The 26,038-nt window shown below is 35.1% G+C and carries 16 protein-coding genes and 1 pseudogene; 8 read left to right on the top strand and 9 right to left on the bottom strand.

The annotated features are described in order from the left end of the window. Both BUA16_RS16770 and BUA16_RS16775 read left to right on the top strand, forming a co-directional pair. Window positions 1-291 (top strand): transposase (locus BUA16_RS16770; RefSeq protein ID WP_178338911.1); only part of this gene is annotated, 291 nt, incomplete at its 5' end. A 491-nt stretch (window positions 292-782) separates the two neighbouring features. After that, window positions 783-2,072 carry an alpha/beta hydrolase family protein gene (locus BUA16_RS16775; RefSeq protein WP_072765887.1) on the top strand — a complete coding sequence of 430 codons (1,290 nt, stop codon included), beginning with the start codon at window positions 783-785 and terminating at the stop codon, window positions 2,070-2,072. 201 nt (window positions 2,073-2,273) lie between these two features. Here BUA16_RS16775 and BUA16_RS16780 read toward each other — a convergent pair whose 3' ends face one another. After that, window positions 2,274-2,747, bottom strand: coding sequence for a cupin domain-containing protein (locus tag BUA16_RS16780; protein ID WP_072765888.1), 474 nt, complete (start codon window positions 2,745-2,747; stop codon window positions 2,274-2,276). A 732-nt stretch (window positions 2,748-3,479) separates the two neighbouring features. On the opposite strand from BUA16_RS16780, the gene BUA16_RS16785 reads away from it, so the two are divergent. Then, window positions 3,480-4,622: an alpha/beta hydrolase-fold protein gene (locus BUA16_RS16785; RefSeq protein ID WP_072765889.1), complete on the top strand. Its 1,143-nt coding sequence runs from the start codon at window positions 3,480-3,482 to the stop codon at window positions 4,620-4,622. A 596-nt stretch (window positions 4,623-5,218) separates the two neighbouring features. Next, complete coding sequence (locus tag BUA16_RS16790; protein WP_072765890.1) at window positions 5,219-6,370, top strand: universal stress protein; 1,152 nt, start codon at window positions 5,219-5,221, stop codon at window positions 6,368-6,370. 846 nt (window positions 6,371-7,216) lie between these two features. Here the strand turns inward: BUA16_RS16790 and BUA16_RS16795 are convergent. The 3 genes from BUA16_RS16795 to BUA16_RS16805 all read right to left on the bottom strand — a co-directional run bounded on the left by BUA16_RS16795 (window position 7,217) and on the right by BUA16_RS16805 (window position 10,660). Beyond that, window positions 7,217-8,764, bottom strand: a complete 1,548-nt coding sequence (locus tag BUA16_RS16795) for a Fic family protein (RefSeq protein WP_072765891.1) — start codon at window positions 8,762-8,764, stop codon at window positions 7,217-7,219. Between the two features lie 804 nt (window positions 8,765-9,568). After that, entirely contained in the window at window positions 9,569-10,126 is a 558-nt protein-coding gene (locus BUA16_RS16800; RefSeq protein WP_072765892.1) for a hypothetical protein, read from the bottom strand. Between the two features lie 174 nt (window positions 10,127-10,300). Continuing rightward, the gene (locus tag BUA16_RS16805) at window positions 10,301-10,660 is read right to left on the bottom strand and encodes an SdpI family protein (protein WP_072765893.1); all 360 of its coding nucleotides are present in this window, start codon (window positions 10,658-10,660) and stop codon (window positions 10,301-10,303) included. Between the two features lie 924 nt (window positions 10,661-11,584). Between BUA16_RS16805 and BUA16_RS16810 the strand changes: the two genes are divergently transcribed. Both BUA16_RS16810 and BUA16_RS19255 read left to right on the top strand, forming a co-directional pair. Then, on the top strand, window positions 11,585-12,793 hold the full coding sequence (locus BUA16_RS16810; RefSeq protein WP_072765894.1) for a site-specific integrase: 1,209 nt from the start codon (window positions 11,585-11,587) through the stop codon (window positions 12,791-12,793). A gap of 120 nt (window positions 12,794-12,913) precedes the next feature. Further along, window positions 12,914-13,066: pseudogene (locus tag BUA16_RS19255) on the top strand (DUF4372 domain-containing protein); the annotation flags it as partial. A 583-nt stretch (window positions 13,067-13,649) separates the two neighbouring features. Here BUA16_RS19255 and BUA16_RS16820 read toward each other — a convergent pair. The 5 genes from BUA16_RS16820 to BUA16_RS16840 all read right to left on the bottom strand — a co-directional run bounded on the left by BUA16_RS16820 (window position 13,650) and on the right by BUA16_RS16840 (window position 23,838). Then, window positions 13,650-16,565: a galactose-binding domain-containing protein gene (locus BUA16_RS16820; RefSeq protein WP_178338912.1), complete on the bottom strand. Its 2,916-nt coding sequence runs from the start codon at window positions 16,563-16,565 to the stop codon at window positions 13,650-13,652. Between the two features lie 250 nt (window positions 16,566-16,815). Further along, the gene (locus BUA16_RS16825; RefSeq protein ID WP_072765896.1) at window positions 16,816-18,630 is read right to left on the bottom strand and encodes a RagB/SusD family nutrient uptake outer membrane protein; all 1,815 of its coding nucleotides are present in this window, start codon (window positions 18,628-18,630) and stop codon (window positions 16,816-16,818) included. A gap of 29 nt (window positions 18,631-18,659) precedes the next feature. After that, window positions 18,660-22,031 (bottom strand): SusC/RagA family TonB-linked outer membrane protein, encoded by a 3,372-nt coding sequence (locus tag BUA16_RS16830; protein ID WP_072765897.1) that lies wholly within the window; start codon window positions 22,029-22,031, stop codon window positions 18,660-18,662. 110 nt (window positions 22,032-22,141) lie between these two features. Beyond that, complete coding sequence (locus BUA16_RS16835) at window positions 22,142-23,311, bottom strand: FecR family protein (protein ID WP_072765898.1); 1,170 nt, start codon at window positions 23,309-23,311, stop codon at window positions 22,142-22,144. Between the two features lie 260 nt (window positions 23,312-23,571). Beyond that, entirely contained in the window at window positions 23,572-23,838 is a 267-nt protein-coding gene (locus BUA16_RS16840; protein WP_072765899.1) for a hypothetical protein, read from the bottom strand. A 379-nt stretch (window positions 23,839-24,217) separates the two neighbouring features. On the opposite strand from BUA16_RS16840, the gene BUA16_RS16845 reads away from it, so the two are divergent. Both BUA16_RS16845 and BUA16_RS16850 read left to right on the top strand, forming a co-directional pair. After that, window positions 24,218-24,787, top strand: coding sequence for an RNA polymerase sigma factor (locus BUA16_RS16845; protein ID WP_245795593.1), 570 nt, complete (start codon window positions 24,218-24,220; stop codon window positions 24,785-24,787). 991 nt (window positions 24,788-25,778) lie between these two features. Then, on the top strand, window positions 25,779-26,038 hold a 260-nt coding region (locus tag BUA16_RS16850; protein ID WP_178338913.1), incomplete at its 3' end, for a transposase.

The following is a 26,038-nucleotide window of genomic DNA, read 5'->3' on the forward strand; positions in this document are numbered from 1 at the left end:
AAGTACCTAGCCGCCGTTCAATCCTGGGAAAATAACTGGGATAACCTAACGGCTTTTTTAAGCTATCCCAAAGAGATCAGGAAACTCATCTACACGACCAACATTATTGAGAGCTTCAATGCCAGTTTAAGAAAATATACGCGCAATAAAAAGGTCTTCCCTAACGATGATGCAGCTCTTAAATCTATATACTTAGCAGCTCAAAGCATCAGTAAGAAATGGAAGAAAACAAGATCTAAGTGGGGGCAAATTTACAATCAATTGTATATTTGTTTTCCAAATAGGTTATAATCAAATTATTTTAAACCTATGAATTTTGAAATTATTTTTCAAAAACACAAAATTTTGGATAGACTCACAATTTTATGTAGCAATACAATTAACAGAAGAGCAAACAAATGGCTTTGCTATTACTGACACTATCCCGTTAACGGTGTAAGTTTAATACAGGGGTAGTGTCTTTGTTGCTGTTACCGCCCTTTCCGTAAGGTTGTTCCTCAGCCAATAACAATAATAGCTTTTACTGATTCTCATTCACTTGCACATCTTCCCAAGAGTATAACAATCGTTATTCCTTAGAGTTGGTAACACAAAACATTGCGAAATACTCACAAAGTCCCTATCGGTCAAAAGCAGGTCCTAAAAGTGATTTAGTGACAATTTCTAATATTTTAACTTCTTCCCTTTTTACTTTCCGGACACCAAATTAAATCCTATTTTAAACAATTGAAAAGTTGATTTGAGACAGACTGTCCTTAGCGACTATTAAAATTAATTTACTTATGTACACAACAAGAATTAGGGTATTGGTATTGTTTTTATTGATTTCTTCAATAAGCAATGCACAAATTACTGATTTAAAAAATTGGTTGGCTTTAACTTCAGCAAGCCGACCTCCACTAGAAAATTTGAGTTTCGCCAAACAAGCTTTAACTAAAAACGAAGCTACTATTGTGCAGAACCTTTTATTAGCCGATAAACAAACAGGAATGCTTAATGATTACGGTACACAATGGGATAATCGACTGCTTACTTATGGTAACTACCAAATGCCTTTTTATTATCAAATATTTGGAACGAAACCTGCGGATGGGCGTAGTTTATTCATTTCATTACATGGTGGTGGTGGAACTTCAGCAGCCGCTAATGACCAGCAATATCAAAATCAGCAACATTTGTACGATGCAACCATGAATTCACTTGAAGGTGTTTATCTTGCACCAAGAGCTCCTACTAATACATGGAACCTATGGCATCAAGATCATATAGATGAATTTTTAAATATTATTATTCAATTAGCTGTTTTAAAAGAAGATGTAAATCCTAATAAAGTTTATATTCTAGGGTACTCCGCTGGCGGGGATGGTCTATACCAATTAGCTCCGAGAATGGCCGATAGGTGGGCGGCGGCTTCTATGATGGCCGGACATCCCAATGATGCATCTCCTTTAGGACTTAGAAATACGCCTTTTGCAATACACGTAGGAGCTTTGGATAATGCCTATGACAGAAATGAGGTGGCACAGCAATGGGGCACAGACCTTGACCGTTTACAAGTCAATGACCCTCAAGGATATATACATGATGTTCGGATACATGCTGGTTTGGGGCATTGGATGAATCTTCAAGATGCTGTAGCTCTTCCTTGGATGAAAAATCACCAACGTAATCCCATTCCAAAAAGGGTTGTATGGAAACAGGACAATAGACATCATTCAAGCTTTTATTGGCTTAAAGTACCCCAAAATGAAATTATATCTAAAGGCGAAATTTTAGTTGAATACAGTCCATCCTTAAATGAAATCAAAATACTTGAAAACTATGCCGATAGCCTCAAATTATTAATCAATGATGATATGCTGAATTTAGATAAACCTATAACCATCAAATACCAAGACACTGTAATTCATCAGGGAATATTCCATAGGTCTATATTAAACATTTATGAAAACTTATCAATTAAAGGAGATCCGAATTTAGCATTTCCCTGTGTTGCCTTCGTAAAGAATAATCAAATTGTTGTTGAAGAAAATGTTACCCCAAGTTTGAATAGTATGAAAGATTTTGATTAATTAAGTGTTTTTCTGACCGCTTTAGACCCTATCCCCAAAGCTGTGTACGGTTTAGAGATAGGGTCTTTACATTTCTAGGAAAGCTTATAATTTGTTACAAGAATAATTGAAATAAACACCCTCGTTCTTCTTATTAAAAATATGAACAACTTAGTTTTAAGTCTCCCACAGCCCCACTCTTTTCAAAAAGATAATTATTAATTACTTCTTTAGTTTTTCAGCTATCTTATCATAATATTCTTGTGTTAGTACCTCTGTCCAAATAGTAGGTTGTTCAGCACCATAGAAAGCCAAGTACGTTACATCACTATACTTGGTAGAGGAATGCCAATGTTCGATATCCTTCCCACATTTAATAACATCTCCTTCCTTCAAAATTACGGCCTCTTTCCCTCTCTCCTGATAATATCCTTCGCCATTTACAATTACTAAAACCTGGGCAGAACTATGCTTATGCCAATCTAATGTGGAGTTTGCTCTGAAGGTTGCTTTTGTTATATTATAGCCCAATTCAGCATCATTGTGAATAATGGCACTCAACCAGGCTTCCCCTATGTAATGCGTATTTGGTGCTTTTGTACCCTCCGTTAAATAAGAGGAAACGATATAATCTGGATTTTGACCAAAAAAATATAGAGGGGCTAAAATAAATAGGGTGAAAATTGAATTTCTCATTTTATACGTTTTAAATTTCACATTTCTATTGGTCGAGTAAAGTTCATTGCTTGCGAAAAACAATATAGGATTAAACCATCTTAACCAACAGCACAGTTTGCTGTAATCCGAACTTTTCGCTTTGTAGGTCTGATTGTTGATTTAAAGATAATCTTTTTGATTTGAAATAGTTAGCCTACGCACTAAGAAAGGCTCATTGCAGACCGACCTTAAAGTCTAAACCAGTTCCTAAACCCTTGTGAGAATGTTCAAAAACCAATTTATTCTTCGGTTCGTTTTGTGCCAATGTTATCGGACCAAATTGTACCATTCCTAGCTTACCGTTGAATTTTTAGGGGCTCGGTTTTTATTAAAGGCAAGACAATTGCATAACTTCCGCTATACTGGGATATAGTTCCTTCCCCTTACAGCTAATTGCCCGGGAACTATTACATCGCTGGAAATGAAGGAAGGCTTTGCTCTTGTGCGCGGTTCTGAGGGTGGTGTGCGAAACAGTACAAAGTACTGGGAGCGAACCTCCCGCAGGAACATGGATATTGTGGGGCTTCTCTACTTAAACATAGGCCATTTGTTGTATTTTATTAAAATTTAATTTGTTATTCACCTACCTAAATTATAATATTGGTATTGCTGTTTATAAATAGATAGCCGTACCTTATTATCGCTGTTATCCACAGTCATAAAACACAATATATGATATAACGACTTACCAGCCATTAGAAAAAATCATCAATGAAAAACATAGGTTTTCTATTATTGTTTATTGTTTCGGCCATAACATTTGGACAAGAAATAGATACACTTTCCTTTTACTCAAAAACATTCGGAGAAGAAAGAACGGTCTACATTCACAAACCGGAATTCTACAAATACAAATCGGACTCCGTAAAATTTCCTGTCATCTATTTACTTGATGGACAAAACGAATGGTTTGTTAAACCTACGATTTCTGATATTGAGTATTTACGATTCACTAAAGAAATTCCAAGTGCTATTATTGTTGTAATTCCATTAAAAGATAGAATTAAAGAATGCGCTATAGTGAATTTAAAAACAAAACTACCATTAGATAAATTTATCACCGAAGAGCTTGACGAAAAATTATTAAGATATAATCCTAGTAAATTTAAAGTAATTATAGGACATTCTTTTTCAGCATCATTTTCACTTTATTCATTTTACAATCATCCAGACTATTACACTGCCGTAATTGCAAATTCACCATTTGACCGAATGGAAATACTTGTAGAAGGACTTGAACAATCCGAAGCAACAGATAAGTCAAAAATTTCAATCTCTATAGGAAGTATCGATAAAGATGTTGCTCACAGAATGAAATACGACAAACTAAAAATTCAATTCCCATCATTTTTTAACTCGATTATAACTTTTGAAGCTAATTATTCGGCTCATAATTCTGTTCCGATTGTAACTATGCCAACTTTACTGACAAAAGTATTTGAAGATTATAGAAGCCGCTACTTTGAAATTGCTACAGTAGATATGGAATATAAACTAATAAATAATCCAGGTTCAATATCTGAGGAATTAAATAAAATAGAGATAGCTTCAAAAATTGGAATTTACGATTATCCCCCTGAAATTTCTGATATAAACGGAATTGCTTCTCGCTATTGGAACAATGAGCTTGAAGAATATGCTACTAAAATTTATGAACTTGGGATAAGATATTATCCCAGGTATTACGAATTTTATCTATCCCTATATGAGTTAACTTTAAATAAGGACAAACTAACATCTAGAGAACACTTGGAAAAGGCGGAATTTCTTTTAAAAACCGTTGAAAACAACTGGGAAGGGAAAGGCGAAATTATTGAAGAAATTACTGCTGAAAAAATAAAAAACGGCTGGTAGTCTAGTGGATGGTTCCACCGTCCTTGGACGGAGTACCCCCCCTAAAAAGCCAAAGCATTCACGAATACCTTGTTATAAATCATATGCCTCAACAAACCCTTCCGCTGCGCTAAGCACAGTTTTAGCGGGTCTGGTGTACCGCGGTTCAAAAATGAAGCTTACCGTACTTTAATAAATCACAAATTCCGGAAGGCTCATTACAGGCCGGGATCAAAGTCCAAACCTGTCCCTAAGCCCTTCGTAAGAAAGGCCAAAAAAGAAGAGAGTATTTTTATCTCTACCTCGGTTCGTTTTGTGGCAGGAATAGGACTGTAATGCCATATGTTATATATGCTTCATACAATGCATCTGTGTACTATATGACGAAGCTGTTTTTTACCTGGTTAAAACGATCTGAAGTCCTATGAAGTAGTTTAAATGCATTTGTACCAAGGTCAAGGTTCCAAAACTTTACTAAATCATATTCTTGACAATTTTCATCAATAACTAATTATTTATAATAATTCATGGTAGATATTAAATAAATCTTAAAAAGATCTTATGTTTAACGATATCATTTCTTAAATTTAGGTGTTATTCTTACAAAAATAAAAAATATGAAGCAACTTGATAGAATTCTGGTTCCTATAGACATAAATGACCAGTACGATGCTCAAATAAATACGGCTATTAAAATTGCCCGCGTATATAGTTCCGAAGTAATTATTATCCATGTACTCCCCGAAGAAGCGGGAGTTGGAAGTATTAAAGTACATAAAGCATTATTGGACAATGCCACAGAGTTTCTCAACAAGATAAACGAGACCTTAATAGAAGAACGTATTATAACTAAGGATCCTATCATAAAGCAAGGAAAACTAATAGACAATATCCTAAAGGAAGCATCTGCCCAAGATGTAAATTTGATTATTGCAGGATCTGGTCGAAAAATACAGGGACATCGACATAAGTTGGGAGATAGTGCCGAAAAATTAATGCGATACTCCCCAATTCCGGTTTGGGTAGTGCCTCCCAAAGGAAAAACCAAAATAAGCAATATACTTTGTCCGGTAGACTATTCGGAACCCTCTAAAAGTGCTCTGAAAAACGCTATTTCATTGGCGCAGGATTTTAAAGCATCATTACGGGTATTGGGGGTTGTAGAACCTGTACTAAGTTTTTCTCCTAGATATCAATTAGAAGATTTCGAAGAGGAGAACACAATACGTATGAGATATCTAGAAAAAGAAATGAAAAAATTCTTAAAAGATTTTGATTTTTCCGGAGTGGATTATGAAATAGACCTTCAAATAGGTAGTGTTCCCCTTACCATTGTCGATATGGTTAAAAAACACAAGCACGATTTGCTGATCATGGGAACAACGGGACGCTCGGGCTTAAAGCGTGTGCTAATGGGAAGCGTTACCAGTAAGGTTACTCGTGAACTCCCTTGTTCTTTTATCACCACAAAATCCAAAAGCCTAATATACTCTAAGTTCGACAATGATGTAATGGAAATAGAAACACACTTTAAGAAGGGTATGAAAATGGCCGAACAGAGAAGGCATAAGGATGCCATACGCGAATTTAAACTTTGTTTGAGAATAAATGATATGTATATCCCTGCAATCCATAAGTTATCCGAAGTCTATCATCAAAACGGGGAAGAAGCAAAAGCAAAGTATTACCACAAGCTGGCCAAGGAATTATTAACCAGATTATGGGACGAGGATATAGAAAAGGAAATTAGAGAGCATTACAGATCCTAAGTTGCTTAATTTTGCCTTCATTTAGTGTCTTATTTTTTATTATTGCTTTATAGCTTTTGTTTCACCTTTAAAGGGCTATTTGTTGCGCCTATGTTGTACCCGTTTTTGGAAAGAAATGAATAATGTTAAGACAGTTTTACGAAAAAAGAAACTCTAAACGGGAGCATTCCCTATATGCCTTAGAATTACCAAAGATCGCCAAATAAAATATTTCAAGCCCCCTTTTTAATGCAACAGAAAATGAATGGAACGCCAAAGTAAGTAAGTTTAACAAACAAAATGCGAATTATATTCATAACAATCGTTTGATACTTAAGTTCCAAGACAAAGCGTTACAGATTTTTGGCGAACTCTGGTTAGGTAAACACTATTTACTGTTTTTACTATTTTTATTGGGGAGTTTATCCCTAAACCAGAAACTAATTACAGACCGGTCTCAAAGTCTAAACTAGTTCCTAAAATCTTGTGATAAAGGTCAAAAAAAGCAAAATAAGCAATCTATTCTTCGGTTCAATTTGCCCCGATGCAAGGATTAACCCGACCTTTCCATGCAAATTTTGCAACGGAAATTTCAGTATACAACGAATAAGATGTGCATTCGTAGCATAATACGCAACGAATGAAGCCCCTTAACCTCACTGCTAATTGCCCGGCAACTATCCCATAGCAGGAATGGAGGAAGGTTTTGCTCTTGTGCACGGTTCTGAGGGTGGTGAGCGAAGCAGTACGAAGTGCTGGGAGCGAACCTCCCGCAAGAACATGGGCAATGGAAGATTACCACCTTAAGCATAGCCTGGGTCTGCCTAGAATTTTTGCGTTTTTGTTACAAGAATAATTGCAAATGGATCAACTCTCCATAAAAATATCTTGAAATGCGCCCTCTATTATTTTAACTTCCTCATCTTTTAATTCCTCGAAATGCTTCTCTCGTTTATTTTTTGACAGTTTTCCTTGATTTTGATTTAAGAACTTAATTAATAAATCTACTTCATTGTCAGGTAAGGTTATATGGTCATTTATAAACTTTGTCAAGTGGTCATATTTTTCCAAATAATCCAGTTCTTCCGGAATAATTTTCTCAATCGTGTCTGCTACACAACTATATATAAACTCCGCTTGCTTTGTAAGATCAAAATAACGGTAAAGATCCCCGGTTTCATTTAGTATTTCTACATTATGATCAGGAGTTTCTTTCCATTGAATTAAATCGATCCTAGGTGATGAGAAATCTTCTAAAATATCTTGATATTCATCGATACGGTCTAAAATAGCTGATGATACTGGAAAAATAACGCCTCTTTTTGTGTATCCCATTCTAGTAAGTATATGATGGATAAGATAACGATGTATTCTACCATTACCATCTGACAAAGGGTGGATAAAAACAAAACCAAAAGATATAGTTGCTGCTGCTAATACAGGGTCATATCCCGCAGCCTGCAAAATGGCATTCGTTTCAAGTAAACCATGCATCAAAGAAGGCAAGTCTTTAGCGCTAGCAGATATATGATCTGGCATTGGCGTAAAGGTTTCACTATCGTGCTCACCTATAAAACCTTCTCCTTTTCTTAAACCCATATTACGGAGTTTCTTGCTTCCAATTACGATGTCCTGTAAACGTTCGATCTCCTCAATGGTAAGTGGCGTTTTACCTGATAATCCAATTGCTTTGCCCCAATTCCGAGCTCGCATATTTGGAGGATATTCACCTTCAATAGCAAAAGAAGCCTTTGAATCTTTCAATAATAAAAATGCTGCTGTTCTTCGTACCAAATCTTTATTTCTTTTTCCTAAGCCTATTTCAATAGCTTCAGACAACCCTTTTCCAATATATTGTTCGATTGTTTTTGTTTTACGTATCATCGGACAATATTCAGGTGTTCCCGGTAAATTGTTTTTTACCCGATGTCTTGTCGAATTTGTAGCTGCTTTTGTAAACTGCATGGAATCATCAACAATAGCCACGTAGGTACCTCTTTTGAGGTCTGGCACATTTAATTTTTCTCCTAACAGCCATTCATATAAGAACCATGCCCTTCTAGTATATTGACCTGTCGGTTCTTCTTCCAACATTGTTATAACGATCTCTTTTCCCAATGTTTGAAAAAATTTCTTTAAGATAAAAAGATCTAATGCTTCATATTTTAGAGCAAAAACCAAATGACTTTTTAAATCATCACTTGGTTTATGTCTAATCGTAAATACTTTCCAGTTTTCTGTATCGTAACGTTGATGTTTATCGGTTGCTATGGCTAGGGTTTCTGGTAAAGGAACATCTAGCTTACATTGACTTTCGAGTGCTTTTATCAATAACCCATAACCTACTAAAAACCCTTTTTCAGGTAATATTCGGCCGTGAAAAACGGTTAGTTTCTGTGAAAAATATTTACTCATAGATGTTTTTATGAAAAATGATATATAAATATACCATGAAAAACAATTACTCTACATGAATATCAGTTATTTTTTAATCTTCAACAGGAAAAATGATTACTTCTGTGATTTAGAAAAACATTAGCTTATTTTACTTTAAAGATTTTATATTGGAGCGAGATAATATATCTATCCAATATTCCCGAAAATTAAACTCGCAAAATATTTCTCGGAAAAGGGACGGGATATTATGGTTCGTTTTGTGCCAATGCTATCGGAGCAAATTGTGCCATTCCTTGCTTACCGTTGAATTTGTAAGGGTTTGGTTTTATTGAAGGCAATACAAGGGCATTACTTACTGTATACTGGGAAATAGTTCCTTCCACTTACTGCTAATTGCCCGGGAACTATCCCTTAGCAGGAATGGAGGAAGGTTTTGCTCTTGTGCGGTTCTGAGGGTGGTGAGCGAAGCAGTACAAAGTACTGGGAGCGAACCTCCCGCAAGAATATCGACATTGTGGGGGCTTCTCTCCTTTAGCATCATTTATTGGAATTGTTTAGGCTCCGTAGCTTGTTGCCAAGTATGCAGCTTTAAGTAGTGCGCGATGAGTATTGCTGTTCGTTTTGTGCCAGGAGAGAGGGTTTTCCTTCTATAAAACACCACATCTAAAAAGTCACCCTTATAGTAAGGAAAACTAAACCCGGTTCGGTCCACCTATAAGTTGGGCTTCAGGGGGGGCAGTATGCTCCAGAATATCCAGTCAACAAAGTCTTCATGTTTGGCCGTACCGACCATACGAAGTCTTTGTTATTGTCTAATGTTTTTTATTTCATTTTAAAATCAATCCCTAAATTCAATTGGAGCATAATTGGCCAAATATTTCCATTTCCATTTGTGTCGAAATAGTATTGAGGTCCGACGTCAAAAAGTAAGTGAAAATTCTTCCCGTATTTTCTTTGAATTCCCCAGGTTGGTCCAATTGCGAAATCAAGGTCAGATGTTCGGTTTACGCTTTCAGCAATTGAATTGCCACGAGTTATAAATCGTAGAGAAATAAAGTTTCCAGAATTGTTTTCAGTCGTTCTATTTTTGTTGTTCCGCTTGTTCAAGTTGTAAAACCATTTTTCTTGAACATCTAAAAATGGGCTGATTATGTAAATAAATCCACTACCTCCAAAAGTTAGGTCAGGATATCCGCCTCCAAAGCCAATTCCAAGTCCAGCAGAGAACGTTGAGTAAGTTCCAGTTGGTAATTCCAATTCAACACCAGGGTTTAAAAAATTCACTCTCCAAATTTTTTCCGTTGTAATGTTGTCGTTTTCTTGAGCGTAGGTTAGTGTAATTAAAAGTCCAAATAGTAAATTCAGTAAGTTTTTTTTCATTCGTTTTTGTTTTTTGGGTAAATGTTGTGCAAGGGTTCGTATGACCGTCAGTTACGGGTTTATAAACGTAATTTCGGATTGGCACTGATGTTGGCAATATCGAGTGGATTCGGACGTAGTCGAATCAACCGTAATTGCGGATATATTGTTGTGCAACATATTTTTTTTATTTGATTATTTTTCTTTTTTATCAAATTCCGATTTCAGCTTAGTTTCTGTTATGTAAATACTGAAAAATGCCCACAATAGAGTACTTATCATTACTATTCCAAAACTCAAAACGATGTCCTGTTTATCGATAAAAAATCCAAATATTGTTGTCAAAAACGGAATTGATGAATATTTCATCATATTTTCAGCACCTATTTTTTGTGCATAATCCCATTTTTCTTGGTTTTCCATCGAGCGTTTTGTTCGATATCCGTACCACCAATTAATTTTTTTTGGAGGGTTCTTTTTAAAAATCATTCCACCAATTAATCCTATTGTTCCAGTTACGATACTTGAAAATACTATGAGAAAATTGAAAGTCATAATCGGTAATATTTTTCAGTTAGCTTGTCAATATGTAGCACAACTAGCCAATATAAGTAATTTATCAAAAAGTAAGTATATTCAACTTATAAGATGTAATTATAAATACAAAACCACGGAATTAATGATATTCAACCCCCCTTGGTTGTTTATGAGTAATTCCCTAGACTGCCTGACCCTACATCCAATTAAAAGATATAGCCCAAATACCATTATTAGGTATAAGGAAGGTTTACTCCTTTTGATATTTTTATAAGAGAGGAACATCAAATACCCCTATTGAAACTCCCGCTTGTATTCTAAACAATATGGGAGGTGGTAGTTTAGAAAAGTATGTATAAATAGCCTAGAAGCACTTATCAAGTGCTATTATTAAACCTTGTTTGGGTAAACGACAGCTTACAGCCGGAAGGGAAAAAAAGATCGGAGAGTACCTAAAGTAAAAAAGGGAGTATAACTGACGGATCCAGTGAATTTATGGAGCATTAAAATTTATCGATCCCCCAAGTTTAATTAATGGTAATGATTAGTTCCGTTTTGGATGGAGCTCGTATGCTTGTTTTATGGATTTGAAAAACAAGGCGTTGGGTAAAGTGCAGGAATTAAATTCGATTGTTTATAGATCCCTTGTCTTCACTTTCTTTTTGGTACATCGGTTACACCTTCGGTATTCCAATATCCAAAAAACAAAAAGCCCACACTCCTAACGGAATATGGGCTTTGCGCTTTAAGTGGTCCCACCTGGGCTCGAACCAGGGACCACCTGATTATGAGTTACTTAACATAGCCTTCATTAAGTGTCATTTATTTTCTTATAGTCTGATTATCAATACTTTATGATCTTTTATTTTGTAACGAATTGCATTTATTTTACCTTTAAAGGGCTATTTGTTGTACCTATGTTGTACCCGTTTTTGGAAAGAAATGATTAATGTCAAGACAGTTTTACGGAAAAAGAAACTCTCAACGGGAGCGTATCCCATATGCCTCAGAATTACCAAAGATCGCCAAACAAAATATTTCAAGACCCTCTTTAATGCAACAGAAAATGAATGGAATGCCAAAACAGGTAAATTTAACAAACGGAATCAGAATTATATTCAAAACAATCGTTTGATACATAAGTTCCAAGACAGGGCGTTACAAATTATTGGTGAACTCCATTTGGAAAAGGACGATTATACCCTAGAAGAATTTGAAAAAAGATACCGTATCGAATCAAATCCCATAAAAAATAATGTATTCGAATTTTGGGATGAAATAATAGCAGAAAACCTCCTGGCCGGAAGAACAGGGAATGCCCGAGTAAATAAAGACTCCCGGTATATCGTCAAATTATTTCATAATTCATTAAAACTGACATTTAGGGAGATTACTCCGGCCTTCCTTCACAAATTTGAAGTCTTTTTAAGGGCGAGAGGTGGTTCCGATGGAGGAATAGGTGTAAAAATGAGGGCCATTAGGGCCCTATACAATTTTGCTATTGAACGTAATATAGCCAAAGAGAAATTCTATCCTTTTAAAACATATAAGATTTCTAAGCTTAAGGGTAAGGGCCTTAAAAAGGCACTAAGAATAGATCAGGTAAAAAGAATAGTCCAACTTGACTTAAATAAGTATCCATATTTCACCAATAGTAGAAACTATTTTGTCTTTAGTTTTTATACCAGGGGAATGAATTTTGCCGATATGATGAAGCTAGAGTGGAAAACCGTTGATAATGACAAAATTTTTTATACCCGTTCTAAAACCAAAGGTAATTTTATGATTAAAATTTTACCTCCAGTTAGAGAAATTTTGGACTATTATCACAAAAATTCATTGGGCACCAAGTATGTATTCCCCATTCTGTTAAAGGATGAATTAACCCCTACCCAACTAGAAAATAGAAAACATAAAACTCTACAACGCTATAATAAAGAGCTTAAGGAAATCGCAAAAATATGTGAAATAGACAAGTCCTTAAGTAGCTATGTGGCCAGACATAGTTTTGCAAACTGCCTTAAACAAAAAGGGGTTGCAACAGATGTTATCAGTGAATCTATGGGCCATCAAAATTTAGCGATAACCCAGGCCTATTTAAAAGAATTGGATAGTGCTGTTTTGGATGAGGCTAGTGAGCTTTTATTGTAGATTTAAAAACAAGCTTTCATTAGATTAGCCCCCAATAAAGCTAGAGGGTTATTTCATAATATCCTGGTTTGTACAACAGAACCCATAAGATTTCATCAAACTGATTAACATGCTAAAGGTTTTAAACGTTTATCCCACATGCTTATTATCCTGTTTTATCAATTTTCAAAAAGCCAATCCCTTAATGATATTAGCAATAGACTAGGTTCTGCTAACGGAAACTTCAATCATTTAATCATTATGGAAGACTCCGTCAAAATCTATAGACCGTAGCCTAGAGCTCTCCTAATGTTGGTGGGCCATACTCTAAAACATTAAAAATAGACGATTATTCTTCATAGCTGTTTCACTAATATCTATTCGGAAAAATTACAGGAGCCTTCAGAATCAATAAGGATATCATCAATCATATCGGAACACAATTCTGCGAATTCCTATTTGCAATGGCCACAAAAGATTACTTTGGTTTATAGACAGGATTCGTTATTGGCTTTGAGTTGTTCCTCTAAGGTAAGGATAATAAAATTCTGATAGAATTTATTTTACACTCTCAATCTCTTTTTTTCAACACATTAGACAAGGCCCTATACTGGATGGAGTCTATAATAAAGCCTTGTCTTTTATGTAAGTGGTTTTAGTAAAAATACACACTCATTTAGCCGATAGAAAATGACTGTATTTATTTTAAGGATCGATTAGATAAAATCTTCGTTTTTTAATCTAGGGACTCGTACTCGGGATATTTTCTAGTTATTATATATTTATTAATCCCACCTTAAAATCACCATTAATGACACTCATTAATGGTGATTTTTACCATTTTACCTTTTAATAAAATGATTTTATACAAAAAAGATTAAATTTTTATAATTTTTAACGATCTACTTTTGAAACCCTGGCATTCTATTTTTGTAATATAAACACCCTGAGGATACTTCCCTAAATCCAATTGGAATTCATTTATACCTTCCTTCATTTCGACTTTATCCCTCATTACCATGTATCCAAAGATGTTGTAAATTGCTATGTTCAAATTTGCTTTTCTCGCAGCGGTAACCTTTAGTATAAATGTGTCGCGAGTTGGATTTGGGGACACCAAAATATTTTCAATAATTTCCTCAATTTCATTCCCTATACAAGGACCCAAGGTAGCACCTAGACTTAACAATGTAGGCACCGCATTTACGGAAGAACATTTTGTCTTGCTTTTATAACATAACTCAACTTTAGAATTGTTTGAATTTCCGCCTTCACATCTTATATCTTTTACTTCTACGGTTATTTCTTGAGTGGTTTTGCAACCGAAAGTATCCGTCACTTCAACTGAATAAGTAGTGTTTTCAATAGGGCATACCCTAATTTCTGAGGTGGTTTCTCCTGTATCCCATAGGTAGGAATATTCTCCCGATCCGCCGGTGACATGAAGCAACTTCAGATTTGTACAATTACTATCCTCATAACCCAAATAGACTTCTTGGTCTTTGGTAACTTCCGCTATCAATGTCGAACAGTCAGGAGTCTTTTTTTTTTCACCAAAAACCCTTATTTCGGAGATCAACATATGTTCTCCCAAGACTGTTTTCCTTACTCTAACGTACCTAAATGGATCCAATCCTGTATACTCCAGATCTAAAACTTGTCGATCAGCTAAAGGAACGCTGTCTTGCACAAATAATATTTTGGTTTCCGAAGCTGGAAAATCTAAACTATTGGATACCTCAATAACAAAATTTCTACGAGCTTCTAAATAACTGATACCTGTTTGGCGAGTAACCAATTGAATAGAACTGATTACATATTCATCCTCCAAGTCAACATAAAACCAAGGTTTATCTTTCGCACCAGAATGCCAGAACGATGTTATAGAGTTGTCATTTGCATTTGAGGAAATACTTCCGCTATCATAATATGATGAGGAAAGTACTGGTTTATTTAAAGCTATGTTTACGTTTTTCACAGGAATATATGGAGGTTCTTCACCATCCTGAATTCCGGCATTTTTTTGAATCTGATCGGCAGTTAAATTCGGCAAATCCCAAACATTGTTTGTATTTAATGTCACATTGGTATTACTTCCTTTGTTCCCTCCCCAGTTAGAAGTACTGCTTGATACATACATGGAATCTACAGAAACGGTGCCTGGTGCATTATAGAAAAACCATTTTCTAGAGCTTTTTACAACATTGTTTTTTATATTTAAATTAGAACTTTCTTCATCTGCATAAATAACCCCTTCATTGTTTGTGCGTGGAGGTAAGGACAATTCATCTATGAAATTTCCCTCAATTAGCATTCCTCTCCCGTCGAAGGCGCTTAAGGTATAAACTCCACCACCATCATGACATTTTTGGACCACCCCAGTAATCTTGTTGTTGGTTACAGAATTATTAGCAAGAGCCGATAAACTACGGTGCCAACCCCATCCAATGGAAATACCAGAATATGGCATGTTGTAAAGTTCATTGTGGTCAACGATCATATTGCTTGTATAAAATCCTTCAATTGCTGAAGAAGAAGCAAACTCAACCCCTATATTCCCAATATAATTATTTTTGATTAAAGTATTGCTTATAGGTCCTTCATTTGGAGTATCAATGGTTCGGTGCTCCCAACTAGCTACGGAGATCGCAGAAGCGGAAATATCAAAAAAGGTATTTCTTTCTATATTTAGAGAGTCTGAATTGTTTTTTATATCAATACCTGAGCTTCCAATATGGGTAAATATATTTGATTTAAATGTAATATTCTTGGCGTCTTCAATTTGTATTGCCCCTGGTAATTTTATTTTTCGCTGATCTTGGGTTACATCACCCGCACTGGCATTATTGTCTGAAATAACTGCTGACCCTTGTATTGTTCCAAAGCCATTAATGGATGGCCATGTCCATGAATTATGTGCAAATTCCAATCCCTCGAAATATAGATTTTTCACCAAATCTTTTCCTGAGGATGATTTAATTTTTATCAGTTGCTCTAATTTTGGAATGACAACATCTACCGTTTCCATATCCTCGCCCAAAACTGGATAATAGTATAAAAAGTCGGTTGCACTATCAAAATACCATTCCCCAGGCTCATTCAAGAGTTCATAAGCATTTTCAAAATAAAATTGATCCATGGGCCCTCCATTTCCGGGAGAAATAACTGGATATGCCATGGTATAATACCAATTAAAGTTCTTTATCCTAACTAAATATTGGTCGTCTGGAACATCAGCAATTTTTGCACCATCCTCTATCGATTTTACTAAAAAATAGAAATCACGCCAACGGTCCAAGTAGTTTATTTCTAAATTCGAAGGATTGCCGTATTGTTCAATATCTGTTTTATTAAACAATATTCCTTCCTTTAAGCCATTCTCAGAATAAAGAGACACCCCTGTTTTAACAGACCCTCTGGCTCTTTTAGCGCGCCTTCCGTTTACATAAATGTTTCTAACATGTTCTATCCCCGATATTTTTGTACGATAAATATTAGTTTCAACCGAATCTTTCTGCCAACCTCTTAATTTTACCCCTCCACTTATAATTGGTTTAGCTCCAGGTGCAGCTTTATAAATTACCTTGAAGTTTTGTTCCCCCCCATCAGATTCATCAAACACCAAAGGGGCATTCAAAACATAGGTCCCATTGCCCAATAACACTGTGATATCGGAACTCATCCCTGAAGTTTTATTCTTGATATCATTTTTCGCCCCTGTTAAAGAAGACAGTCCTATTCCTTCTGGTGAAACACTGTACCTTGTTTGAGATATGCCAATTGCACTATTCATAAATAAACACAAAATGGCAAGGTTTAAATAAGGTTTCCTGTAACAATAAATCTTATGAAATAATGGGTTCTTCTTTCGTTTTATTGAAGAAAATATAATTTGGATTATTTGTAAATAATTAATCATGATTTTTATAGATTGGTTAAAACAAGAATGGATAATTAATAAGGGCAATACTCCTTTAAAAATACAAAAGGTACTTCCCCAGCTTTTCATTCTAAAAAAAAGTCCTGATACGGAACTAATACCGCTAATATCCAGGATTCTCTAAAAGGTTTGGATTTTGACCTGTTCTCGATAAAGTTATAGGGAAATAATAATAATGCGGTTTGAAAAGCGGTACTCTATTACCGTTTCCATATACTGTTTCTACGTTCTTGTCAAAAAGCCAAACAGCATACTTGTCTTGCCCATAATCATAAACATAACGTATACCACTATTACCTCCTGTAAGCTTTTCTTCTGCCCTTCTCCATCTTCGCAGGTCCCAATACCTATGTCCTTCAAACGCTAGTTCTACTTTACGCTCATGCACAATATCATCGAAATCAATAGATGTACGAACTGGCATTCCTGCTCTTTCCCTGATTTTATTTATCGCCTCCAAAGCTTCATCAGTTTTTCCTAATTCAAAGGCCGATTCTGCTAAGTTCAACAAAATTTCAGCATACCGAAAGACAATATAGTCAGTTTTTGAATTTGCTATACCTTGCAAATTATCAGCATTAGGATCTAGGTATTTCATTACCCCAAAGCCTGTTCCGGATGGCTGAAAATCACGACCTTTTGCTAATATTACCTCTCCACTACCGTCTTCTCCTGAATAGGACCCCTCATGTTGTATAGTACCATCTTCTAATATAATGCCATTATGAAAATCCACTTTTTCCCCTTGCCATGGAGTATCCTGCGTATATATAGTAGCCAGCAAGCGAGGATCTCGACCTCCCCATAATTCTTCTATTGTCCATAGGGAATTTCCAAGCTCCTCTGAACTTATAACTCCGGGACTGCCATCAAGCCTTTCAAATTCATAGACCATCTCTAAGAAAGGGGCATCCTTATTCCCTGCTCCCCATGCATGTGGATTAGGTGCTTGTGCAAAATCATACCCCCAAACTATACCACCATTAGAAACCCCATCGTATCTTTTTGAAAATATTGTTTCCCGATTCCCCTCATTTAAAAATATATTTTTGAAATTATTAGTTTTATCTGTGTCTTGATTATACAAAGCATGATGCCCTTCAGAAATAATTTCTAAAGAAGCGTCATAAGATGTTTGATAGTAATTAACAGACTCTCCAATTGGAAACCCTAACAATCCATCTAACTGTACATCCCCGTACTGGGCAATACTACCAGCATAAAGAGCCACTCTGGATTTTAATGCTAATGCAGCAAATTTAGAAGGCCTCCCAAGGTCTTCAGTTGGGACAACAGAAGGTAAGTCTTTTGCAGCAGAAGTCATTTCCGAAATAATAAAATCATATACTTCCTTCTCAGAATTACGAGCAGGATATAACTCCTCTCTGGAATCATCTATGTTTTGTGCTTTCGTAATAAGGGGAACTCCTCCATAACGTTTAACCATAGCGAAATAATTAAAGGCTCTAAGAAATTTTGCTTCTGCGGTACGGACTTTTTTAAAATTTTCTGGAACAGGAGCATCGGCTATTTTCTCAATAAAAACATTTAAGGCGCGGATTACCTTATACGGTAATTCCCAATATTCCAGCATACCACCATTTATATCTAACAAACCTCCTTTTGCATTAGCAACTTCAAAACGTGTATAGAAACCCCAGCCAAATGTAGCCTCATCAGACATCTCGTTTACTGTAAACATCCCTACCAAATTTGTACTATGAGGACCTCCTGTACTGGTCGCGTCATTTACAAAAACAGGAGTTTGCGCATAAAGATCGATAAGATAGCTATCAATTAGAACAGGATCACTCCAAACAACTGTATCAGAAATACTTCCCAGCGGACTCTTGTCTAAAATATCGTCTTGACAGGAGTAAATCATCAAAAACATTACTATGTATATTATTTTTTTCATTCTACTTAATTTAAAATTGTTATTAGATCCTATAAAGAAAATTTCACCCCTAAACTTATTGTACGCTGCTGAGGATAATACCAACCGGTATTTGGAGCTTCGGGATCAACATCGTATTTATTTAACCTGCTAAATGTCAATAAATTTGTTGCCGCAACATAACATTGTGCATCACTAATATTAATTGAATTTAATAATTTTTCAGGTAAGCTATAACCTAATGAAACTGATTTCAACCGAAGATAACTAGCACTCTTATAATTAAAATCGTTTAAACCTGAAGGGTTAGCGGCAGTACTACCGATACGGGGAACAATGGCATTAGAGTTGTTATTTTCTTCTGTCCATCTATTATAAAAGGAGGTTGTAGTCCCTGCTCCTAAAGTAACATTTGTATTATAGGCAAAGGCACCTTGAAACAAGGCAGAAAGTTCAAAATTTTTATATTGCAAATTCAAATCAAAACCTGTCATCCAATGAGGACGAGCACCTTGTCCAATTTCAACCTTATCCTTCCAATCAACTACTCCGTCTTCATTTGTATCCAAATAAATTATATCCCCTGGTTTTAAAGTTGAATTTCCTTGTGTATCGGCATCATAGTTCAAATTATCTATTTGTTCCTGACTCGTAAACAAGCCGTTTGTCTTATAACCGTACTCTAAATCTATCCAATTTCCATTTTTTTTATTAATACGTTCTTGATCTGGATCCGTGTACTCGGGCTCATCAATTTTTTCCCATTTTGCCCTTGACCATGATATATTAGCATTTAAATCGTACTTTAACTCTGCTATTTCCCCGCGGTTCCCAACACTAAATTCAAATCCTCTGTCGCTCAATTCATTTAAGTTTTCTTGAGGAAGATCAGCTCCAAAAGTTGATGGTAATGAAGCTAAACGTGTACCTGGAATTCCAGAACGCGTTCGATAAAACACATCTAATGATCCATAAATTTTTTCATCAAAAAAGGAATAATCAATGGCGGCATTTCTTACTGCAATTTCTTCCCATGTCAAAAATTCATTTGCCAAACCACTAGACATAAGCCCTTTTTGAACCCCATTTCCAATTAGGTACACTTGATTAAACGAATATCCGGTTAAATACTGAAAGCTTGCGACAGCATCATTTCCGGATTCCCCATAACTAAACCTTAGTTTCAATTTGTCAAGAGCCTTAAACCCCTCCATGAAATTTTCTTCTGAAACTAACCAACCTAATGAAAAGCTTGGAAAGTAGCCCCATCTTTGATTTTTAGAAAATTTAGCAGAAGCATCGGCACGTGTAATAGCTTCAAGCATATATTTATCTTTGTAAGCATAGTTTAATCTGGACACCACACTTTGTCGTCCCATTTCTGAACCACCACCATAATTACCCATACCAACTGGGCTTCCTGCAAACAAGTAATCAATAGAACTAGTCAAAAATCTATCTCGTGAAGCGAATAGGTTCTCCGCTTTAAAATCTATCGTTTCTAATAAAACCATAGCGGATATTTCATGTGTATCGTTAATGGTGTTTTTGTAGTTTGCAGATAATTGAGTTGTAACAGTCCTATTATTAGCGCTACTCTGAGATAAAGAAGCATTTCCTCCATAAGAACCGACTTGAGTATAAATATCGCTTTCAGGATCCCAGGACCATAACTTTACCGGTTTCGTAAAGACCTTATTATTTACGAAGTTTTGATTATAATTCCCAAATGCTTTTAGAGATAAGCCTTCTACTGCCTTTATCTTATAGGTTAAAGCCAAAGTTCCTCTAAAATTCTTGTCTTGCGTTTTATTGTATCCACTTATATCACTATTGGATGTGATATGAAGTCCCCCCGTTCCTGCACCATCGGCGAAGGGTATTTTTGTCTTATCTGGGAATTCAGAATGATACATTGGGTCTGTAGTCCAGTAATCTTGCCACATATAACCTCCTACCCCCATTCCCCTTGCAGGATAATCTCTATCTTCAAAGGTACTCGCAATATCCAACTGCATTGCAAGTTCATCTGTGATTTGAGCATCAATGTTTGACTGGAGATTGAAGCGTTCATAGTTTCCTCCATTCTTCTTAATCATTGATTCTTGATCTAGAAACCCTAAAAACCCATAGTATTTTATTTTATCACTTCCACCTCTTACGGATAAGTTATGTTGTTGCTGAGGGGCCCAATCTCTCATAAGTACACTATACCAATCTGTATTGGGAAATAAAGGATTGGTTCCATCATAATACTTATTCATGGCCTCCAAGGTATATGGGGCATTTTGTTCAGTTCCGCCACTATTAAAGTGCCCCTCTCTGGAAAGCTCAACTTTTTGTCCTGCGTTAACTGGCTTTAACATTTTAGTAACCCCTTGGTAAGTTTTTGAACTGGTCAATGTTATTGTTGGCTTTTGAATCTGTCCACGTTTTGTTGTAACGAGTATAACCCCGTTACCTGCTCTAGCACCATAGATCGAAGCCGCACCATCTTTTAGAATGGAAAGAGACGCAATTTGATTGGCATCAATATTATTAAAACTTGATTCTATACCATCAACAATAACTAAAGCATTCCCAAATCCACGAATACTCAATGAAGCTGCATCCGCCCCTGGTTGTCCACTTGACTGCTTAGAAATAAGGCCAGGTAGTCGACCGGCAAGTGCATTACTTGTACTTGCTACTGGGGAAACAGTTAATTTTTTAGAGTTGACACTAGATATTGCTCCAGTTAATTTCTCTTTCTTCTGGGTACCATACCCCACTAAAACCACTTCATCCAAACTAGCAACATCTCCCTTTAAGCTTACCAGAACATTCTTCTCCCCATTAACATAGATTTCCTTTGTCACAAAACCCAAATATGAGACAACCAATATTGCATTTTCGTCCGAAACGTTTAAAGTAAAATGACCGTTAAAATCAGATGTTACACCATTTTTTGTTCCCTTTTCAATAATACTTGCTCCGGGTAAAGGTTCACCCATATCATCCGTGACCGTACCAGAAACTTTGTGTTGTTTCTGAATAATTGTAGATACTCTCAGTGGCTTCTGTTGCCTTATTAAAATACGATTGTTTGGAGATAATTCATATTCAATGTCAATATTGGAGAGACTTTCGCTTAAAAGGTCCGAAATTTGGATTACACCTTTCTTCAATTGTACCTTCGGAGCGTTTGCAAACAAATTTTGTGGATATAAAAATCGGTATTTTGTTTGGTCCTGAATAATATTAAAAACATCATCTACGGAAACTATCTCTTCAACTTTAATAGTTATTTTCTCTTGGGAAAATGATTTTTCTATAGTAAACCCAAAAATGGTCGTACAGAATAGAAATAAATAGGTTTTCATCATCATAATTAGGATTCGCCTTCGATAGAATGACCGAGCATTAATTAATTTAATTTTCATAAATTTAGAAAGTATTGGTTAGACATTTGTTTAATTAGTACATACTATAGGGACGAAGTTGATGCACCGCTAAATGTTCTTCTTCGTTCCTTTTTTTATATATTCTTATTTTATTTTAATATTATTGTTTTATTTATGACCTCATAATCCTTTATGATTCCTAAATTTTTTATTGTATTCAATATTTCCACAATATTTTGATCTTTATCTATTACCCCATTAAACCCTACATTCTCGAGTTCTGAATTTTGAAAATTTACATCCATGTCATACCAACGGGATAATACTTTCATAATTTCTACAAGGGGTTTTCTACGAAAACTAAAAACACCTTCTTTCCAAGAAATCTCGTGGTAAACATCTACTTCAGATACCGCCATAGTACCGTCTTTAAGATTTAAAGTTGCTTGTTGTGAAGGTTCTAGATTTTTGTGTGCTGTTGCAGTACTAACAGCAACTTTTCCTTCTATCAAGGTGGTAATCATCTTTGATTCGTCCTTATAGGCCTTTAAATTAAACTCCGTGCCTAAAACCTCTATTTTTTGAGACTGATTTATCACTATAAACTTTGAACTTTCATGTTCGACACTTGGCGAAACATCAAAGTATCCTTCGCCGTAAACCAGTTCAACTTCTCGGGTTTGGCCTTTTTTAAAACTTACAGGATACTTAAGTTGGGATTCTGAATTCAACCATATTTCTGTGCCATCGGATAAAAAAAGATGAAACTGACCTCCTCTTGGCACGGTTAAAAAGTTATAGACAATTTCGGAAGTATTTACTTCTCCTTCCTCATAAATAATTCCTTCGCCGTCACTGATAGCATTTTCAATTTGATAGTTGTTGCCTTTTTCCAAGGCAACTTGTGAACCATCTCCCAAGGTTAAGGTTGCTTTATTAGAACCCGTTTCTATATTATTGTTCACGATTTTTGTATGTTTTTCGACTGGCTTGTTCAAAAATTCATCTTTTAGCAAATAACCTGTAAACAGTAAACTGGCTAAAACAGCAACAGCAGCATAACCAACTATTTTACGCATGGTCCTTAGTCTAATTATCTTTTTTTCCTCGGCCATCAATTGCTCTAATTTTCTTTTTACTTTATTGGCATCGAATTGTCTCATTTCATGTTCAAAAGCATAATTAATCTGTACATAATCGTAGAACAATCGCCCATTTTGTTCATCCTTTAACCAAAAAAAAAGTTGATCCATCTCAGTTTCGGAGGCTTGATGAATTAAATATTTGACTATTATATTTTCTAATTCTTTATTGTTCATTCCCTACTATCTATTTATATCTATTACGTGTCACTTTTAAATAACCCTAATCTTTTTAGATTAATTTTTCAATACCGGTCTAAATAAATTTTGGAAATAATAAATTCAGCCAGTTTTTGGCATAATTACCTTATTTGATAAATTTTAAAAATAACTTTTGTATATATTTATATGGAATTGGTAGCCCTTTTACTAGGAATTATCGAGTCAACTATATGGTTCTACCTAGGCAGAAAGATTAAAAAAATACATCAAGTATTTTACCTGTATTTTTTGTGCTGTAAGGATATTCTATTGAAAATTATTTCAATGGTTTGTTGGTTCTTATCATTCCATAAGGCCAATCTGCATAATTTTCTAGGAAATTCGTTCTTGATTTTGTTACCAGTAAGTTCGATAATTTCATCCTTTGGAATGTGCTGATGTCTATTTTCAGGTACTCGTAAATCTTTTAGAGTTTTAATTTGAATATTATCCTTATACCCTATCATAAAATAAATACCGTTGCTGTCCCAAACATTTAACAACGAAAAACCATTCTAAAATTTATCGATATTTATAACACTACCCTTTAGGGATGCCCCCCTTGTCGTCTGTTGTTTTATGAACTGTAATAATTACACAATCCGGCCAAAGGCTAACTTTATTGAGTAAGGTATGTATTTTTACGTACCTTTTTTGTTTTGTATTTAGCGTAATCGAAGAGACTTCCAAAAAGACTTATCGTTTTAGGGTCTATCAGAAATATTTTTGATATTATCAAATTGTTTTTTAGACGCTTAGAACTCTATTGATAATTTTTAATAAATTGCCTTATAAAATCACCAACCACCACCAATTTAGCATATGCGTAGTACTTATTCGAACAATTTAGAATTTATTGAGTCTCTGAAATCGGGAGATTCCATGGCATACACAACTTTAATAGATATCTACCATCATAAGCTTTGCATTTATGCCTTTAACCTAATTAATGATCATAAAGCTGCAGAAGATATTGTACAAAATGTTTTTATTAATACATGGAAAAAACGGAACCAATTAAAATCCGATGTTGAAATAAGAAATTTTCTTTATAGATCGGTTTATAATGGATTTATAGACGAATATCGCAAAAAAAAAATAATGGTCCCTCTAGACAAAAAATATATAGATACGATCACAACTATTAATGAAGTTGAAAATGAACATGTGTTAGATCGCAAAATAAAATTGGTAAAACGTGAAATACAAAACTTACCACCCAAATGTAAAGAAATATTTATTCTTAGTAAACATGACGGACTAACTAACCTAGAAATCGCAGAGTATAAACAAATTTCCATCAAATCTGTTGAAGCCCATATTACTAAAGCTTTTTCTATTCTAAGACGATCAATTGGGGAAGAAATACATACAATTTTATTGTTGTTATTTCGAAAGAACAATAGCCTTACTCCTCTTATTCAACCAAAAAAACAGCAATTTTATTTATGATAAATCTTTTCTCTATTCATTTAACTACTGATATCATCTAAATGCAAAAAATCTATAATTAATATTGTCAGAAAAACATTTTAAAATTGGGACCTGGTTTAGTGTAAGGGGACCTGTCAACAAAAATCCTGTACTGTATATGCTATAGTTTAAAAATAAAGAAAGGGCAAAAAAACAAAGAGTTTAATCTATCCCTCGGTTCAATTTGTGCTAATGTTATCGGAGCAAATTGTGCCATTCATAGCTAAGGGTTGAATCTGTAAGGATTAGGTTTTATTTATGGTAATTGTCATAAGGGAGGAACATCAAATACCCCTATTGAAACTCCCTTTTGTATTCCAAACAATATGGGAGGTGGTATTTTAGAAAAGTATGTATGTACAGTCTAGAAGCACTTATCAAGTGCTATTGTGCTTTAAATGAAAGAAATAAAAACCTTTTTTGGGTTACCGACAGCATAAAGGCTGAAAAGAAAAAGGGTTACAACTGATGGATCCAGTGAGTTTATGGATCATTCAAATTAATCGATACCCTAAATTTAATTAAAGGTATTGATTAGTTCCGTTTTGGATGGAGCTAGGAAGCTTCTATTATTGATTTGAAAACATGACGTTGGATAAAGTGCAGGAATTAAATTTGATTGTTTAAAGATTCCCCCCAAATCTTACCCTTAAACTTTGCGCATGGATCCTGTTCGATTTTTGTAGTGTTCGGGAAGATAATCGTAAAGCAAAAATCGAATAGGGCGCACCTGCTTATATAAATTTGGGAGGTTTCCCTTTAGTCCATGGCAATTAACTGTGCGGTGGCAAGGATAAAGGCATGAGGCTTTCTTTTTACGCCCCATGCTTTTATGAGCGGTCCTGAGGAGGTTGAAAAATCCAGCGATTTTTTAACCCGGATAATTCATGGGAATATAGTAAAATTGGGTGTAAAGTGTTATATTTAAAGAGCTTACAGGCATCTTTACTAACACTAAAATCACCCAATTTTGAGTACTAAAAATACAGTTTTCTACCGAGGTAAAAAATCAATTTCCGTAGATTTTTCTGCAGAAGAAATAAGTTCTGATGGTTCTCTGGTTTTACTGGAGAAAAAAGAGCGGGAACACAAGTTAATCAGGTATTTCAGTAAATTTATTCCAGATAGTCGCAATCCCATCTTAGTCACCCATACGATAGAGAAACTTTTAAAGCAACGCGTATTTATGCTGATGCAGGGATATGAGGACGCTAATGATGTTTTTCACCT

Origin of the sequence: Arenibacter nanhaiticus (assembly GCF_900141935.1) — a bacterium.
GTDB classification, from domain to species: Bacteria; Bacteroidota; Bacteroidia; order Flavobacteriales; family Flavobacteriaceae; genus Arenibacter; species Arenibacter nanhaiticus.

What these genes read in the sequence shown, in the direction of transcription:
- BUA16_RS16780 (WP_072765888.1), bottom strand. Translation starts at nt 2,747, where the DNA reads ATGAGAAATTCAATTTTCACCCTATTTATTTTAGCCCCTCTATATTTT.
- BUA16_RS16825 (WP_072765896.1), bottom strand. Translation starts at nt 18,630, where the DNA reads ATGAAAAAAATAATATACATAGTAATGTTTTTGATGATTTACTCCTGT.
- BUA16_RS16800 (WP_072765892.1), bottom strand. Translation starts at nt 10,126, where the DNA reads ATGAAAAAAAACTTACTGAATTTACTATTTGGACTTTTAATTACACTA.
- BUA16_RS16790 (WP_072765890.1), top strand. Translation starts at nt 5,219, where the DNA reads ATGAAGCAACTTGATAGAATTCTGGTTCCTATAGACATAAATGACCAG.
- BUA16_RS16835 (WP_072765898.1), bottom strand. Translation starts at nt 23,311, where the DNA reads ATGAACAATAAAGAATTAGAAAATATAATAGTCAAATATTTAATTCAT.
- BUA16_RS16795 (WP_072765891.1), bottom strand. Translation starts at nt 8,764, where the DNA reads ATGAGTAAATATTTTTCACAGAAACTAACCGTTTTTCACGGCCGAATA.
- BUA16_RS16785 (WP_072765889.1), top strand. Translation starts at nt 3,480, where the DNA reads ATGAAAAACATAGGTTTTCTATTATTGTTTATTGTTTCGGCCATAACA.
- BUA16_RS16820 (WP_178338912.1), bottom strand. Translation starts at nt 16,565, where the DNA reads ATGAATAGTGCAATTGGCATATCTCAAACAAGGTACAGTGTTTCACCA.
- BUA16_RS16845 (WP_245795593.1), top strand. Translation starts at nt 24,218, where the DNA reads ATGGCATACACAACTTTAATAGATATCTACCATCATAAGCTTTGCATT.
- BUA16_RS16810 (WP_072765894.1), top strand. Translation starts at nt 11,585, where the DNA reads ATGATTAATGTCAAGACAGTTTTACGGAAAAAGAAACTCTCAACGGGA.
- BUA16_RS16830 (WP_072765897.1), bottom strand. Translation starts at nt 22,031, where the DNA reads ATGAAAATTAAATTAATTAATGCTCGGTCATTCTATCGAAGGCGAATC.
- BUA16_RS16775 (WP_072765887.1), top strand. Translation starts at nt 783, where the DNA reads ATGTACACAACAAGAATTAGGGTATTGGTATTGTTTTTATTGATTTCT.
- BUA16_RS16805 (WP_072765893.1), bottom strand. Translation starts at nt 10,660, where the DNA reads ATGACTTTCAATTTTCTCATAGTATTTTCAAGTATCGTAACTGGAACA.